The sequence below is a fragment of the Streptomyces sp. NPDC055966 genome (genome assembly GCF_042269865.1).
In the GTDB taxonomy this organism is placed as follows: Bacteria; Actinomycetota; Actinomycetes; order Streptomycetales; family Streptomycetaceae; genus Streptomyces.
The window spans coordinates 205051-218873 of sequence record NZ_JBHJYK010000006.1 but is presented as its reverse complement, the minus strand read 5'-3'; the positions used below and the strand labels follow the sequence as shown (position 1 = coordinate 218873).

General features: G+C 72.2%; 14 protein-coding genes. 11 read left to right on the top strand and 3 right to left on the bottom strand.

What is annotated here, in order from left to right; genetic code table 11:
* Positions 1 to 30: 30 nt before the first annotated feature.
* Positions 31 to 675, top strand: coding sequence for a TetR family transcriptional regulator (locus ACFC8N_RS15390; protein WP_071374395.1), 645 nt, complete (start codon positions 31 to 33; stop codon positions 673 to 675).
* A 7-nt stretch (positions 676 to 682) separates the two neighbouring features.
* On the opposite strand, the gene def is transcribed toward ACFC8N_RS15390, so the two are convergent.
* Positions 683 to 1222: a peptide deformylase gene (gene def / locus ACFC8N_RS15385; protein WP_356026942.1), complete on the bottom strand. Its 540-nt coding sequence runs from the start codon at positions 1220 to 1222 to the stop codon at positions 683 to 685.
* A gap of 150 nt (positions 1223 to 1372) precedes the next feature.
* Here def and ACFC8N_RS15380 point away from each other — a divergent pair, with 150 nt between their 5' ends.
* From ACFC8N_RS15380 to ACFC8N_RS15335, 10 genes are all read left to right on the top strand, one after another.
* Positions 1373 to 2611, top strand: coding sequence for a MurT ligase domain-containing protein (locus ACFC8N_RS15380; protein WP_356026945.1), 1239 nt, complete (start codon positions 1373 to 1375; stop codon positions 2609 to 2611).
* 37 nt (positions 2612 to 2648) lie between these two features.
* Positions 2649 to 3377, top strand: coding sequence for a glutamine amidotransferase (locus ACFC8N_RS15375; protein ID WP_356026948.1), 729 nt, complete (start codon positions 2649 to 2651; stop codon positions 3375 to 3377).
* Between the two features lie 202 nt (positions 3378 to 3579).
* Positions 3580 to 4605, top strand: a complete 1026-nt coding sequence (locus ACFC8N_RS15370; protein ID WP_356026950.1) for a 6-phosphofructokinase — start codon at positions 3580 to 3582, stop codon at positions 4603 to 4605.
* A gap of 120 nt (positions 4606 to 4725) precedes the next feature.
* Positions 4726 to 5676: a cytochrome c oxidase assembly protein gene (locus ACFC8N_RS15365; protein WP_376288399.1), complete on the top strand. Its 951-nt coding sequence runs from the start codon at positions 4726 to 4728 to the stop codon at positions 5674 to 5676.
* Between the two features lie 72 nt (positions 5677 to 5748).
* Positions 5749 to 5916 carry a hypothetical protein gene (locus ACFC8N_RS15360; RefSeq protein ID WP_107471099.1) on the top strand — a complete coding sequence of 56 codons (168 nt, stop codon included), beginning with the start codon at positions 5749 to 5751 and terminating at the stop codon, positions 5914 to 5916.
* 37 nt (positions 5917 to 5953) lie between these two features.
* Positions 5954 to 6448, top strand: coding sequence for an Lrp/AsnC family transcriptional regulator (locus ACFC8N_RS15355; protein WP_356026958.1), 495 nt, complete (start codon positions 5954 to 5956; stop codon positions 6446 to 6448).
* A gap of 152 nt (positions 6449 to 6600) precedes the next feature.
* On the top strand, positions 6601 to 7410 hold the full coding sequence (gene ddaH, locus ACFC8N_RS15350) for a dimethylargininase (protein ID WP_362820259.1): 810 nt from the start codon (positions 6601 to 6603) through the stop codon (positions 7408 to 7410).
* Positions 7410 to 8642 (top strand): ornithine--oxo-acid transaminase, encoded by a 1233-nt coding sequence (rocD, locus tag ACFC8N_RS15345; RefSeq protein ID WP_376288398.1) that lies wholly within the window; start codon positions 7410 to 7412, stop codon positions 8640 to 8642. Before ddaH ends, rocD begins: the two co-directional genes overlap by 1 nt.
* A 138-nt stretch (positions 8643 to 8780) precedes the next feature.
* A complete protein-coding gene (locus ACFC8N_RS15340; protein ID WP_376288397.1) occupies positions 8781 to 11240 on the top strand; it encodes a SpoIIE family protein phosphatase in 2460 nt (819 codons plus the stop codon).
* 111 nt (positions 11241 to 11351) lie between these two features.
* Positions 11352 to 12581, top strand: a complete 1230-nt coding sequence (locus tag ACFC8N_RS15335) for a SpoIIE family protein phosphatase (RefSeq protein WP_356026965.1) — start codon at positions 11352 to 11354, stop codon at positions 12579 to 12581.
* A 19-nt stretch (positions 12582 to 12600) separates the two neighbouring features.
* Here the strand turns inward: ACFC8N_RS15335 and ACFC8N_RS15330 are convergent, their stop codons facing one another.
* Together ACFC8N_RS15330 and ACFC8N_RS15325 are read right to left on the bottom strand one after the other, a co-directional pair.
* Complete coding sequence (locus ACFC8N_RS15330; RefSeq protein WP_356026967.1) at positions 12601 to 13221, bottom strand: DUF305 domain-containing protein; 621 nt, start codon at positions 13219 to 13221, stop codon at positions 12601 to 12603.
* 97 nt (positions 13222 to 13318) lie between these two features.
* The gene (locus ACFC8N_RS15325) at positions 13319 to 13717 is read right to left on the bottom strand and encodes a DUF6153 family protein (protein WP_356026970.1); all 399 of its coding nucleotides are present in this window, start codon (positions 13715 to 13717) and stop codon (positions 13319 to 13321) included.
* Between the last annotated feature and the right edge of the window lie 106 nt (positions 13718 to 13823).

Sequence of the window (13823 nt, the reverse complement as noted above, 5' to 3'; positions counted from 1 at the left end):
TCACCGAATCAGCACGGGTGGGGAGAGCACATGGACACCACACAGCGGACCGAGCAGCAGCGGTCCGCCGACCGCAGACGGCGTGAGCTGCTGGAGGCCGCGGACCGGGTGGTGCTCCGCGACGGCCCGCAGGCGTCGATGAACGCGATCGCGGCGGAGGCCGGCATCACGAAGCCGATCCTTTACCGCCACTTCGGCGACAAGGGCGGGCTCTACGCGGCGCTCGCCAAGCGGCACACGGACGCGCTGCTCGCCTCCCTGCGGGCGGCGCTGGACGCCCCCGCGGACCGGCGCGAGCGGGTCGAGTCCACGCTGGACACCTACCTCGCCGCGATCGAGGCACGCCCCCAGGTGTACCGGTTCCTGATGCACCCGGCCGAGGGCAGCACCGGGGGCGACCAGGGCTTCGACGTCGGCAAGCACAGCGCGCCGCTGCTGCGCAGGATGGGCGAGGAGCTGGCGCAGGTCATCGAGGAGCGGGTCGATCTGGGCCCCGGGAGCCAGCAGCTCGCACGGGTGTGGGGGCACGGGATCGTCGGGATGATGCACGCGGCCGGGGACTGGTGGCTCGGGGAACGACCGTGTTCCCGCGCCGAGTTGGTCCGCTCGCTGGCCGACCTGCTGTGGGGCCGGCTCGCGGCGGCGGGGGACCGGATCGGCGGTCCCGGGTTCTAGGCGGTGTCTAGCGGCTCCAGGGCGCCCGGGAGATCTGTCTCAGCAGTCTTCGCCTGCGCCAGCCCTCGACGCGGTCCGCGTACACCCGGCCCTCCAGGTGGTCGCACTCGTGCTGCAGGCACCGGGCGAAGAAGCCCGTGCCGTGGATCGTGACCGGCTCGCCCTGGGCCGTGCGGCCCTCGACCACGGCGTGGTCGTACCGCTCGGTGCCCGCCTCCAGGCCCGGCAGGGACAGGCAGCCCTCGGGCCCCCGGAGCACGATGCCGTCCGCCGCCACCAGGCGGGGGTTCACCACATGCCCGAGATGCCGCACATCGTCATCATCCGGACAGTCATAGACGAACACCCGCAAAGGCACCCCGATCTGATTCGCGGCCAGACCCACTCCCTGCGCCGCGTACATCGTGGCGAACAAGTCCTCCACGAGGTCGGCCAGTTCCGGGCCGAACTCCGTGACGTCCTGGCAGGGCTCGCGCAAATCCGCGTCGCCGAGCAGGGTGAGGGGCCGGACTCGCCCGTGGGCGCCCGCAATGGAACCGTGTCGCATGGCCGCAAGGGTACGGTTCGTTCGACCCACGCCCGTCGCGCAGGGATGGGCAGGATTCGGGTGTGCGAACGGATCTCGATAGGCTGAGGTCCACACCACGTTGCCGGATGGCCCCAGGCGCGGCGCGTACGCAAGGAGGATCGAGAACTGATGGCAGGCAACTCGGACCCGCTCACGCCGCGGGCCAAGCTGGCCGTGACCGCGGGAAAGGCGGTCGCTGCGGCATCGCGAGCCGCAGGACGCGGCAGCGGGTCGGTGATCGGTGGCCGGGTCGCGCTGAAACTCGACCCCGACCTGCTCGCCCGGCTCGCACAGAACCTGGACGTCGTCCTGGTGTCGGCGACCAACGGCAAGACCACGACGACCCGGCTGATCGCCGAGGCGCTGCGCGCCGCGGGCCCGGTCGTCTCGAACGCGCTCGGCGCCAACATGCCGGCCGGCATCACCTCCGCCCTCGCGGGCGGCTCGGAGGCCAAGTTCGGCGTCATCGAGGTCGACGAGAAGTACCTGGCCGGTGTGGCCCGGGACACCAGCCCGAAGTGCATCGCGCTGCTCAACCTCTCCCGTGACCAGCTCGACCGCGCCGCCGAGACGCGGATGCTCGCCGAGAACTGGCGCGAGGGTCTGTCCGGCTCCAAGGCCGTCGTCGTCGCCAACTGCGACGACCCGCTGGTGGTGTGGGCCGCCTCGTCCTCGCCGAACGTGGTCTGGGTCGCCGCCGGGCAGATGTGGAAGGACGACGCATGGTCCTGCCCGTCCTGCGGTGGCGTGATGCAGCGCCCGGGCGAGGACTGGTACTGCAACGAGTGCGGCTTCCGCCGGCCCCAGCCGTCCTGGGCGCTCTCCGGCGACCACGTGCTGGACCCGCACGGGTCCGCCTGGCCGATCCACCTCCAGCTGCCGGGCCGCGCCAACAAGGCGAACGCGGCCAGCTCCGCCGCCGTGGCCGCCGTCTTCGGGGTGCCGCCGCAGGTCGCCCTGGAGCGGATGTACCAGGTGCAGGCCGTGGCCGGGCGGTACGACGTCGTCCAGTTCCTGAACCGTGATCTGCGGCTGCTGCTGGCCAAGAACCCGGCCGGCTGGCTGGAGACGTTCTCCCTGATCGACCCGCCGCCCACGCCGGTGATCCTCTCCGTGAACGCCCGCGGCGCCGACGGCACCGACACCTCCTGGCTCTGGGACGTGGACTACACCCGGCTCACCGGCCACCCGATCTTCGTGATCGGCGACCGGAAGCTGGACCTCGCCGTCCGTCTGGAGGTCGCGAACCAGCACTTCCAGGTCTGCGACACCCTCGACCAGGCCGTACAGGCGTGCCCGCCCGGCCGGATCGAGGTCATCGCGAACTACACCGCGTTCCAGGACCTGCGCCGCCGCGTCGGCAACTGATCCTCCGATCCTCTGATCCGCGAAGGGCGATCACCTCATGAGCGACAACCAACTGCGGCTGGTGTGGATCTACCCGGACCTGCTGAGCACCTACGGCGACCAGGGCAACGCCCTCGTCGTGGAGCGCCGGGCCCGGCAACGCGGCCTGGACGTGGCCCGTCTCGACGTGCGCAGCGACCAGCCGATCCCGACCTCCGGGGACATCTACCTGATCGGCGGCGGCGAGGACCGTCCGCAGCGGCTCGCGGCCGAGCGGCTGCGCCGCGACGGTCATCTGCAGCGGGCGGTGCAGAACGGCGCGATCGTGTTCTCCGTCTGCGCCGGCTACCAGATCCTCGGGCACGAGTTCATCAACGACCTCGGCCAGCGCGAGCCCGGCCTCGGCCTGCTCGACGTGGTCTCGGTGCGCGGCGAGGGCGAGCGGTGCGTCGGCGACGTGCTCGGCGACATCGACCCGCAGCTCGGCCTGCCCCAGCTGACCGGCTTCGAGAACCACCAGGGCGTCACCCACGTCGGCCCGAACGCCCGCCCGTTCGCCCGGGTGCAGATCGGCAAGGGCAACGGCACCGGGGACGGCACGGAGGGCGCGTACAACGGGACCGTCTTCGGGACGTACATGCACGGCCCCGTCCTCGCCCGCAACCCGCAGATCGCCGACCTGCTGCTGAAGCTGGCGCTCGACGTCAACGCCCTGCCGCCGATCGACGACCGCTGGTACGAGGCGCTCCGGGGCGAGCGCATCGAGGCCGCTCAGCAGCCGGCGTAAGCCACACGTCAGCACGCCTTCAGCGTGGTCCGGCAGACTCCGTGACGGGCCCGCCTGACGGACCGTCCGCTCATATGCGCGGGCGCGTCCAGCAGGCGGACGCCCGCTACGGAGCGACCCCCGCACGCCGGTAGGCTGGCCGGGAATCCGCCGGACGACGTGGTCCGGTTTCCCGGCCCACGTGGAGAAGGTATTTCGGGCTATGCGCATTGGTGTCCTCACGTCAGGCGGCGACTGCCCCGGCCTGAACGCCGTCATCCGGTCCGTCGTGCACCGTGCCGTCGCCGACCACGGCGACGAGGTCATCGGTTTCCGGGACGGCTGGAAGGGCCTCCTGGAGTGCGACTACACGAAGCTCGACCTCGACGCCGTGGGCGGCATCCTCGCCCTCGGCGGCACGATCCTCGGCTCCTCCCGGGTCCGCCCCGAGCATCTGCGCGACGGCGTGGAGCGGGCGAAGGGCCATGTCGAGGAGCTCGGCCTGGACGCGATCATCCCGATCGGCGGTGAGGGCACGCTGAAGGCGGCCCGGCTGCTGTCGGACAGCGGACTGCCGATCGTGGGCGTGCCCAAGACGATCGACAACGACATCGCCGTCACGGACGTCACCTTCGGCTTCGACACGGCCGTCACCGTGGCCACCGAGGCGCTGGACCGGCTGAAGACCACCGCCGAGTCGCACCAGCGCGTGCTGATCGTGGAGGTCATGGGCCGGCACACCGGCTGGATCGCGCTGCACTCCGGCATGGCGGCCGGCGCCCACGCCGTCGTCGTTCCGGAACGGCCCTTCGACATCGACGAGTTGACGCGGAAGGTCGGCGCGCGGTTCGAGGCGGGCAAGCGGTTCGCCATCGTCGTCGCGGCGGAGGGCGCCAAGCCCCGGGCCGGCTCGATGGAGTTCGACGAGGGCGGCAAGGACATCTACGGCCACGAGCGCTTCGCCGGCATCGCCCGGCAGCTGTCGGTCGAGCTGGAGCACCGGCTCGGCAAGGAGGCCCGGCCGGTCATCCTCGGGCACGTCCAGCGCGGCGGCACGCCGACGGCGTACGACCGGGTGCTCGCCACGCGCTTCGGCTGGCATGCGGTGGAGGCCGTGCACCGGGGCGAGTTCGGCCGGATGACGGCCCTGCGCGGGACCGACATCGTGATGGTGTCGCTGGCGGAGGCCGTGGAGACGCTGAAGACCGTGCCGGTGGCGCGGTACGACGAGGCGGAGTGCGTCCTGTAGCCCAGCCGCGTTCCGTAGTTCACCCGAGAACGAGGCGCCCCCGGTCACAGCCGTGACCGGGGGCGGTTCTAGTCTTGGGGCGGACAACTCGTACAACCCCCACGAATCAGGAGCCGCAGGATGGACCACAGCGGGCACGGCATGATGATGGATCTGCCGCCGTTCACGCTGGGACGGGGGCTTCAGTGGTCCGCGGACCCGTTCTTCCTCGTCGCCTGCCTGCTCGGGCTCGGCCTGTACGGCTGGGGTGTCGTACGGCTGCGCCGGCGCGGGGACCAGTGGTCCGCCGGCCGTACGGCGGCGTACGTCGTCGGTGTGCTGACGGTCGTGCTGGTGATGTGCACCAAGCTGAACGACTACGGCATGGTCATGTTCAGCGTGCACATGGTGCAGCACATGATCATCAGCATGCTGTCGCCGATCCTGATCCTGCTCGGCGCCCCGGTCACGCTGGCGCTGCGCGCGCTGCCCGTGGCCGGCAAGGGCCGCAAGGGGCCGCGCGAGCTGCTGCTGATGCTGCTGCACAGCCGCTACATGCGGATCGTCACGCATCCGGCGTTCACGATCCCGATGTTCATCGCGAGCCTGTACGTGCTGTACTTCACCCCGCTCTTCGACACCCTGATGGGGTCGAAGGCCGGTCACATCGGGATGATGGTGCACTTCTTCGCCGTGGGCATGGTGTTCTTCTGGCCGATCATGGGCGTGGACCCGGGTCCGCACCGGCCGGGTTACGTGATGCGGATGCTGGAGCTGTTCGCGGGGATGCCGTTCCACGCGTTCTTCGGCATCGCGTTGATGATGGCGTCGCAGCCGATGGTGAGCACCTTCGAGCACCCGGCCGCCTCGCTCGGCGTCGACGCGCTCTCCGACCAGAACGCGGCCGGCGGCATCGCCTGGGCGTTCAGCGAGATCCCGTCGGTGCTGGTGCTGATCGCGCTGCTCTTCCAGTGGTACCGCTCGGAACAGCGCCAGGCCAAGCGCATGGACCGCCTCGCGGACCGCGACGGCGACAAGGAACTGGCGGCGTACAACGCCTACCTGGCCTCGCTGAACACCCGCAAGAGCTAGCGCCTGTCCGGTCCCGTCGAACCGGGTTTCGAGGCACCATGGTCGAGGACGGACCAAGAGAAGGGTGTCGCGATGCCCGGTTCCATGAACGGTTCCACCAAGGCGATGGGGGCTCTCACGGTCGGCGGGCTCGTCGTCGTGACCGCGTACACGGTCGCGCTCGGCAGCAACGGCTGGCTGTGGTTCGGCTGGGTCGTGCTGGGCCTGCTGACGCTCGCCATGGTCGTCACGCAGTCCTAGGCCGGCTCCGTGCGGCGCGGCTGATTACAGTGCCCGCATGAACAGCAGGACCGCCTCCTTCGACGACCTCGACCGCAAGATCATCACCGCGCTGATGGCGAACGCCCGGACCAGCTTCGCCGAGATCGGCGCGGACGTGGGGCTGTCGGCCACCGCGGTCAAGCGGCGCGTGGACCGGCTGCGGGAGACCGGGGTGATCACCGGGTTCACGGCCACCGTGCAGCCGTCCGCGCTGGGCTGGCGCACCGAGGCGTACGTCGAGGTGTACTGCGAGGGCGCGGCGCCGCCCCGGCGGCTGGCGGAGGTCGTCCGGGCCTATCCGGAGATCACCGCGGCCATGACGGTGACCGGCGCCGCGGACGCGCTGCTGCATGTCCGGGCGCGGGACGTGGAGCACTTCGAGGAGGTGCTGGAGCGGATCCGCACCGAGCCGTTCATCCGGAAGACGATCAGCGTGATGGTGCTGTCCCACCTCCTCCCGGAGAGCCCGGAGGCGGGCGCCACCCAGGCGGCTCCGGACGGACCGGAGTGACCAGGATTATGCGCAGCACTCGTGCGTGAATACCGACGAGAACGCATCGATGCTGCGTATGCGCGCAGCTCTTCGCACTTGTCGACCGTGGATCTCCGTTTCTACCGTTGTGACACCCCTCAGTGACACACAGGAACCGGAGGAGACCCTCTGTGCCCGAAAGCCGTGTGCCGCGCTCCCGGCGCTTCCTCGTCTGCGAACCCAGACACTTCGCCGTCCAGTACGCGATCAATCCGTGGATGCATCCCGACCGGCCCGTCGACGTGGACCTCGCCCAGGAGCAGTGGCAGGAGCTGATCCGCGCCTACCGCAGCCTCGGTCACACCGTCGACGCGGTCGAGCCGGTGCCCGGCCTGCCGGACATGGTCTTCGCCGCCAACGCGGCGTGCGTGGTCGGGGGCCGCGTCTTCGGCTCCCTGTTCCACGCGCCCGAGCGGCGCCCCGAGTCCGCGCACTACGACACCTGGTTCAAGGCGGCCGGCTACGACGTCTACCGCCCCGAGGCCGTGACCGAGGGAGAGGGCGACCTGGTGTGGACGGGCCGGTACGTGCTGGCCGGCACCGGGTTCCGCACCACCCGCGAGGCGCACCGGGAGGCCCAGGAGTTCCTCGGCCACCCGGTGATCGGCCTGACCCTGGTGGACCCGTACTTCTACCACCTGGACACCGCGCTGTTCGTCCTCGACGACGACAACATCTGCTACTACCCCGAGGCGTTCTCGGCGGGCAGCCGCGAGGTGCTGCGGCGGCTGTACCCGGACGCGGTGCTGGCCACCCGCGACGACGCCCTCGCGTTCGGCCTGAACTCCGTGTCCGACGGCCGCAACGTCTTCATCGCCCCCCAGGCCGAGGCCCTGGCCGAGAACCTCGCCGGCCACGGCTATGTCCCCGTCCCCGTCGACCTGTCGGAGTTCCACAAGGCCGGCGGTGGCATCAAGTGCTGCACCCAGGAGATCCGCTGATGACCGCGCCCACCCGTGTATCCGCGCCGACGCGTACGGCCGCCGACCTGATCCGTGCGGAGGAGCCGGTCGTCGCGCACAACTACCACCCGCTGCCCGTGGTCGTCGCCCGGGCCGAGGGCACCTGGGTCGAGGACGTCGAGGGACGGCGCTATCTCGACATGCTCGCCGGCTACTCGGCCCTGAACTTCGGCCACCGCCACCCGGCGCTGATCGAGGCCGCGCACCGCCAGCTCGACCAGCTCACCCTGACCTCCCGCGCCTTCCACAACGACCGGCTCGCCGGGTTCGCCGAGCGGCTCGCGGAGCTGACCGGCCTCGACATGGTGCTGCCGATGAACACCGGCGCGGAGGCCGTGGAGAGCGCCGTCAAGGTGGCCCGCAAGTGGGCCTACGACGTCAAGGGCGTCCCGGACGGGCAGGCGACGATCGTCGTCGCGGCGGAGAACTTCCACGGCCGTACGACGACCATCGTCAGCTTCTCCACCGACGAGACGGCCCGCAGCGGCTTCGGCCCGTTCACGCCCGGCTTCCGGATCGTGCCGTACGACGACCTGGCCGCGCTGGAGGAGGCCGTCGACGAGACGACGGCGGCGGTGCTGATCGAGCCCATCCAGGGCGAGGCCGGGGTCGTCATCCCCTCCCCGGGCTATCTCGCCGGGGTGCGCGAGCTGACCCGGCGCGAGGGCTGTCTGTTCATCGCGGACGAGATCCAGTCGGGCCTCGGCCGCACCGGCCGCACCTTCGCCGTCGAGCACGAGGACGTCGTGCCGGACATGCTGCTGCTCGGCAAGGCGCTCGGCGGCGGCATCGTGCCGGTGTCGGCCGTGGTGGCCCGGCGCGAGGTGCTGGGGGTGCTGCACCCGGGCGAGCACGGCTCGACGTTCGGCGGCAACCCGCTCGCGGCGGCGGTCGGCACGGCCGTGATCGACCTGCTGAAGACCGGCGAGTTCCAGCGCCGGGCCGCCGAGCTGGGCGTGGTCCTGCGGGACGGACTGGCCGAGCTGGCGGGCAACGGCGTGGTCGGCTTCCGGGCGCGCGGGCTGTGGGCGGGCGTCGACATCGACCCGGCGATCGGCACCGGCCGCGAGATCAGCGAACGGCTGATGCGGGAGGGGATCCTGGTGAAGGACACCCACGGCTCCACCATCCGGCTGGCGCCCCCGCTGACCATCACGGCGCAGGAGCTGCGCTCCGCGCTGGCGGCGCTGAAGCGGGTCCTGGCTTCGTGACGTCGGAGTGACGTCGTGGGGGGGCGGCCGTTCGCGGCCGCCCCCGCTCGTTCGCGTGCCGTGTCCGATGCCCGAAGAGTGAAGATTGAGTCGTGGACGGGTAGACCACTCTCAGCGACAGAGAGGTCGGCCGTGGGCATGCACGAGAAGCAGGACGTCGCCCGACCGTGGTTCGACGTGGCCGACGCCGCGCCCCTCCTGCTCGACGCACAGGGCGTGGTGACGAGCTGGACCCGCGATGCCGAGCGGCTGCTGGCGTACACGGCCGCCGAGGTGGTGGGCACCACGGTGACCGGCCTCCTGTCCGCCGAGGACGCGGCGCGGGTGCCCGAGCTGGGCGAGCAGTGCCGCAGGAACGGCGGCTGGGCGGGGCTGCTGACCGCACGGCGCAAGGACGGACGGCCGGTCCGCGTGATGGTCCGGATCACCCCGGCGATGGAGCCCGGCGGCGCGGCGCACTGGCTGGTCCTGCTCTGCGACATGTCCGGGGCGCGCGGCTGGGACATGAGCCGTGCGGTGCTGGAGCAGATGGTGACCGACTCCCCCGTCGGCATAGCGATCGTGGACACCGATCTGCGGTGCGTCTGGTCGAACGCGGCCCTGGAGCAGTTCGGCGGCGGCCCGCCGCGGGAGCGGCTCGGGCGGCGCCTGGCGCAGATCCAGCCGGGCATCGACGCCGCGAGCATCGAGACGCAGATGCGGTACGTGCTGGCGACCGGGCGGCCGGTGGTCGGGTACGAGCACCTGGGCCGGGTGCGCTCCACGCCCCTGCGGGAGACGGCGTACATGATGTCGTTCACCCGTCTGGAGGACGACCGGGGTCATCCGATGGGCGTGTACTACACGGTCGTCGACATCACCGAGCGGCACCGTGCCCGGCAGCGCCTGGCCCTGCTCGACCGGGCCGGCGAGCAGATCGGCCGCACCCTGGACATCGTGCGGACCGCGCAGGAACTGGCCAACGTGGCCGTGCAGGACTTCGCCGACTTCGTCTGCGTGGACCTGCTGGACTCCGTGCTGCGCGGCGCGGAGCCGGAGCCGGGGCCGCTGTACGGCACCGGCGAGGTGCCGCTGCGGCGGGCCGGGCACCAGTCGGTGAACCCGGGGGTGCCGGAGGCCGTCGTCGGGATCGGCCAGGTGGCCGCCTACCTCGGGGGATCACCGCCGGTCCACTGTCTGACCACGGGCTCCTCCTGGCGCGAGGAGCGGCTCGACCCGCTGGGCGAGGAGTGGGCCGCGGACATCCCGGGCGGCCGCCGGGCGACCTTCCTGGAGCGAGGCCTGCACAGCGTGATGATCGTGCCGGTCCGCGCGCGCGGTGTCACGCTGGGCGTCACGTCGTTCTTCCGGCGCCGGCGTCAGGAGCCCTTCGACGCGGACGACCTCAGCCTCGCCGAGGACCTGGTGTCCCGGGCGGCGGTCTGCGTGGACAACGCCCGGCGCTACACCCGCGAGCGGGACGCCGCGCTGGTCCTCCAGCGCAGTCTGCTGCCGCGCCGGCTGCCCGAGCAGGACGCCGTGGAGGTGGCCGCCTGCTACCGGCCGGCCGACGAGCTGACCGGCCTGGGCGGCGACTGGTACGACCTGATCCAGCTGTCCGGCGCGCGCGTGGCCCTGGTCGTGGGCGAGGTTCCGGGGCACGGGATCGACGCCGCCGCGGACATGGGCCGGCTGCGCACCGCCGTACGCACCCTCGCCGCGCTGGACCTGCCGCCCGAGGAGGTCCTCGCGCACCTCGACGACGTCGTCGCGCGCACGGTCCGCGAGGAGGGGCAGCGCTCCTCGGCCGCGCAGGACGTCGGCGCCCAGGCGGTGGGGCCGGGGTGCGTGTACGTCGTCTACGACCCCGTCGACGGACAGTGCACGATGGCCGCCGCGGACCATCCCGCGCCCGTCGTCGTCCTGCCCGACTCGACCGTCGTCCGCGTCGACGTCCCGCAGGGCCCACCGCTCGGGGTGGGCGGCCCGCCCTTCGAGTCGGTCGAGCTGGCCCTGGCCGAGGGCAGCACGCTGGCCCTGCACACCGACGGACTGCTGGCCCACCGGGACGGCGGCGGGACGGACGACGACACGGACCGCGACCGGCTGCGCACCGCCCTGGCCCGGCCCGCGTCCTCGCTGGAGCTGCGCTGTCGGGACGTGGTCGACGCCCTGGTGCCGGACCGGCCCCGCGACGACGTGGTCCTGCTGATGGCCCGGACCAGGCTGCTCGGCGCCGACCGGGTCGCCGACTGGGACCTGCCCGCCGATCCGGCCATGGTCGCCGACGCCCGCAAGGAGGCCGCCCGGCAGTTGGACGAGTGGGGGCTGGAGGAGCTCGCCTTCACCACCGAACTGATCGTGAGCGAGCTGGTCACCAACGCCATGCGGCACGCACAGGGCCCGATCCAGCTGCGGCTGATCAGGAACCGGTCGCTGATCTGCGAGGTCTCCGACGGCGGTGCCACCGCACCCCATCTGCGCCATCCGCGCACCACGGACGAGGGGGGCCGCGGGCTGCTGCTGGTCTCCCAGGTCACCGAGCGCTGGGGAACCCGCTTCGTGCCCGACGGGAAGGTCATCTGGGCCGAGCAGAACCTGACGGAGCCACCGGCCTGACGTGCGCGGCGCCCGTGTCCGTCGTATGACAGAGGGACACGGAGACAGAGGGACACGGACGGGCGAAGTACTCGACGGGAACGGGTGCGATCCGGCGGATGGGCGGCAGCCATGGACGACACGGCCATCGACTACGCGGCGGTGTTCCAGGCGCTGCCGGGCATGGTGGCGCTGCTGACGCCCGAGCTGGTCTACGTGGACGCCAACGTGGAGTTCCTGCGCATGGCCGGGCGTACCCGTGAGCAGGTGGTGGGGCGGCACCTCTTCGACGTCTTCCCGGACAACCCGGAGAACGACGGCGCGTCGGGCATGCGCAGCCTGGGCGCCTCGCTGGCCCGGGTCGCCGCCACCGGCGAGCGTGACGCCATGGCCCTCCAGCGGTACGACGTCGAGGACCCCGAGCGGCCCGGGGAGTGGGAGGAGCGCTACTGGAGCCCGGTCAACGCGCCGGTGCTCGACGCGGACGGGAAGGTGAGGCTGCTCGTGCACCGGGTCGAGGAGGTCACCGAGCTGATCCGGGCCCGCGGCGGTCCCACCGGCAGCCGGGCCCGCGTCCTGGAGGCCGAGCTGTACACGCGCGCCCGTGAACTCCAGGAGGTCAACGAGCGGCTGCGCCAGGCCCACGCCCGCGAGCGCGAGGTGGCGCTCGCCCTGCAGAAGGCGATGCTGCCCGCCCGCCGGCAGGTCGGCCGCCATCACGCCGCCGTGCGCTACCGGCCGGCGGTCGGCGCGCTGAACGTGTGCGGGGACTGGTACGACATCGTCGACCTGGTGGGCGGCCACCGCATGGCCGTGGCCGTGGGCGACGTGGTCGGGCACGGGCTGGAGGCCGCCGGGGTCATGGGCCAGCTGCGCAGCGCGCTGAGCGCGGCCTCCCGGGTCGCCGTGGGGCCGGGCGAGGCCCTGAACGTCCTGGGGCTGTACGCGCACGTCGTCGACGGCGCCGAGTCGGCGACCGCCGTCTCGACGTTCATCGACTTCGACCACCACACGATCAGCTACAGCAGCGCGGGTCATCCACCGCCCGTCCTGATCCGCCCCGAAGGCGGGGTGGAGTTCCTCGACCAGGCCACCGACCCGCCGCTCGACGCCCGCCCCGACCCGTTCCCCCGGCCGCAGGCCTGGACGTCGTACACGGAGGGCGCCACGCTCGTCCTGTACACCGACGGACTCGTGGAGCGCCGTGGCGAGGACATCGACACCGGTCTGGCGCGCCTCGCCGACTCCCTCGACCGGCACCGCGACGAGGACCCCGAGAGGCTCGCGGACCACGTGCTGCTGGAACTGCTGCCTCCCGGGGGTGCCACCGACGACACGGCGCTGGTCATCGTGCGGCTGTGACCGTGCGCGCCTGCCCGCGTCAGTTCTTGCCGAGGAGCTTCTTCATCTCCTTGATCTCGGCGCTCTGGCCGGTGACGATGGCGTCCGCCATGGTCCTGGCAGGACCGTAGGCGCCCCTGGTCCTCTCGGTGCCGGCCATCTCCAGTGCGCCCTGGTGGTGTTCGACCATCATGGACAGGAACGACGTGTCGAAGTCCGTGCCCCGCTTCTTCTTCAGGGCGGCCATGTCACCGTCGCTCATCATCCCGGTCATCCCGGGCATGCCGGAGTGGCCCGAGTGGTCCATGCCGGCCATCGGCACCTGCTCGCCCCAGGCCCTGAGCCAGCCGGTCATCGTGCGGATCTCGGGGTCCTGCGCCTTCTCGATGCGGGCGGCGAGGTCCTTCACCTGCGCCGAGGAGGCCCGGCCGGCCGCCAGCCGTGCCATCTCCAGGGCCTGCTGGTGGTGCGGGATCATGCCCTGCGCGAAGGCGACGTCCTGGGCGTTGTGGGCGGAGGCCGAGGCGGTCGCGCCGGGGGCGGCGGAGGTGTCGTGGGCGGCGCTGCCGTCGCTGCCGCCACCGCAGGCGGCGAGGACGAGGGCGGCGGCCGCGGCGACGGCGACCTGGGCGGCGCGGCGCGTGGGAATACGGGTGGTCATGCGGGAACTCCTGTGGTTCTCAAGGGATATGGGACACGGGTGAGCGCGACCGGGGGCTCCGCCAGGCAGGGGCGGGCGCCACGGCCGACGGGGCGTCCTATATCCGCAGGAGCTGGAGTTCGGCCAGGGAGGGCGGGGCGCGGGCGCCTTCCGACCGCGCCGCCGCGCGGGAGTGCGGGCGGACATCCGCGGCAGGGGCGGCCACGGGGTCGGGGACCAGGGCCGGCATCTGCGGCCCGCCGGTCACCGCGCCCGAGGCGCAGGTGGGGTCGGCGTGATGCATGAGGCCGCCACCGCAGTGCCCGTCATCGCCGGCACACGCGTCAGAGGCGGTGAGCGCGACGGCATGGACACTCCGGCCGTGCTCCGCGTGCCCCGCACCCCCGGCGGGCCCCAGCGCGTGCATCCCCAACAACCCCACCAGCACGGACAACACGAGCAGCACGCGCCGCCGCCGCTGGGGCGGGCGCGGGGCGTGCGGTCCGGTGCTGTGCATCGCAGCCATCGTACGGGGAGGGGGTATCCGAAGCACCGCGGGCCCCGCCGGACGGATGACGACGCCGCCCGCCCCGGGGCGGGGAGGCCGGCGGGCGCGGTGGGTA

Excerpts from the sequence above, each read along its gene's own strand:
- ACFC8N_RS15340 (WP_376288397.1), top strand. The coding sequence starts at position 8,781 with ATGCACGAGAAGCAGGACGTCGCCCGACCGTGGTTCGACGTGGCCGAC.
- ACFC8N_RS15380 (WP_356026945.1), top strand. The coding sequence starts at position 1,373 with ATGGCAGGCAACTCGGACCCGCTCACGCCGCGGGCCAAGCTGGCCGTG.
- ACFC8N_RS15355 (WP_356026958.1), top strand. The coding sequence starts at position 5,954 with ATGAACAGCAGGACCGCCTCCTTCGACGACCTCGACCGCAAGATCATC.
- ACFC8N_RS15325 (WP_356026970.1), bottom strand. The coding sequence starts at position 13,717 with ATGCACAGCACCGGACCGCACGCCCCGCGCCCGCCCCAGCGGCGGCGG.
- ACFC8N_RS15365 (WP_376288399.1), top strand. The coding sequence starts at position 4,726 with ATGGACCACAGCGGGCACGGCATGATGATGGATCTGCCGCCGTTCACG.
- ACFC8N_RS15330 (WP_356026967.1), bottom strand. The coding sequence starts at position 13,221 with ATGACCACCCGTATTCCCACGCGCCGCGCCGCCCAGGTCGCCGTCGCC.
- def (WP_356026942.1), bottom strand. The coding sequence starts at position 1,222 with ATGCGACACGGTTCCATTGCGGGCGCCCACGGGCGAGTCCGGCCCCTC.
- rocD (WP_376288398.1), top strand. The coding sequence starts at position 7,410 with ATGACCGCGCCCACCCGTGTATCCGCGCCGACGCGTACGGCCGCCGAC.
- ACFC8N_RS15370 (WP_356026950.1), top strand. The coding sequence starts at position 3,580 with ATGCGCATTGGTGTCCTCACGTCAGGCGGCGACTGCCCCGGCCTGAAC.
- ACFC8N_RS15335 (WP_356026965.1), top strand. The coding sequence starts at position 11,352 with ATGGACGACACGGCCATCGACTACGCGGCGGTGTTCCAGGCGCTGCCG.
- ACFC8N_RS15390 (WP_071374395.1), top strand. The coding sequence starts at position 31 with ATGGACACCACACAGCGGACCGAGCAGCAGCGGTCCGCCGACCGCAGA.
- ACFC8N_RS15360 (WP_107471099.1), top strand. The coding sequence starts at position 5,749 with ATGCCCGGTTCCATGAACGGTTCCACCAAGGCGATGGGGGCTCTCACG.
- ACFC8N_RS15375 (WP_356026948.1), top strand. The coding sequence starts at position 2,649 with ATGAGCGACAACCAACTGCGGCTGGTGTGGATCTACCCGGACCTGCTG.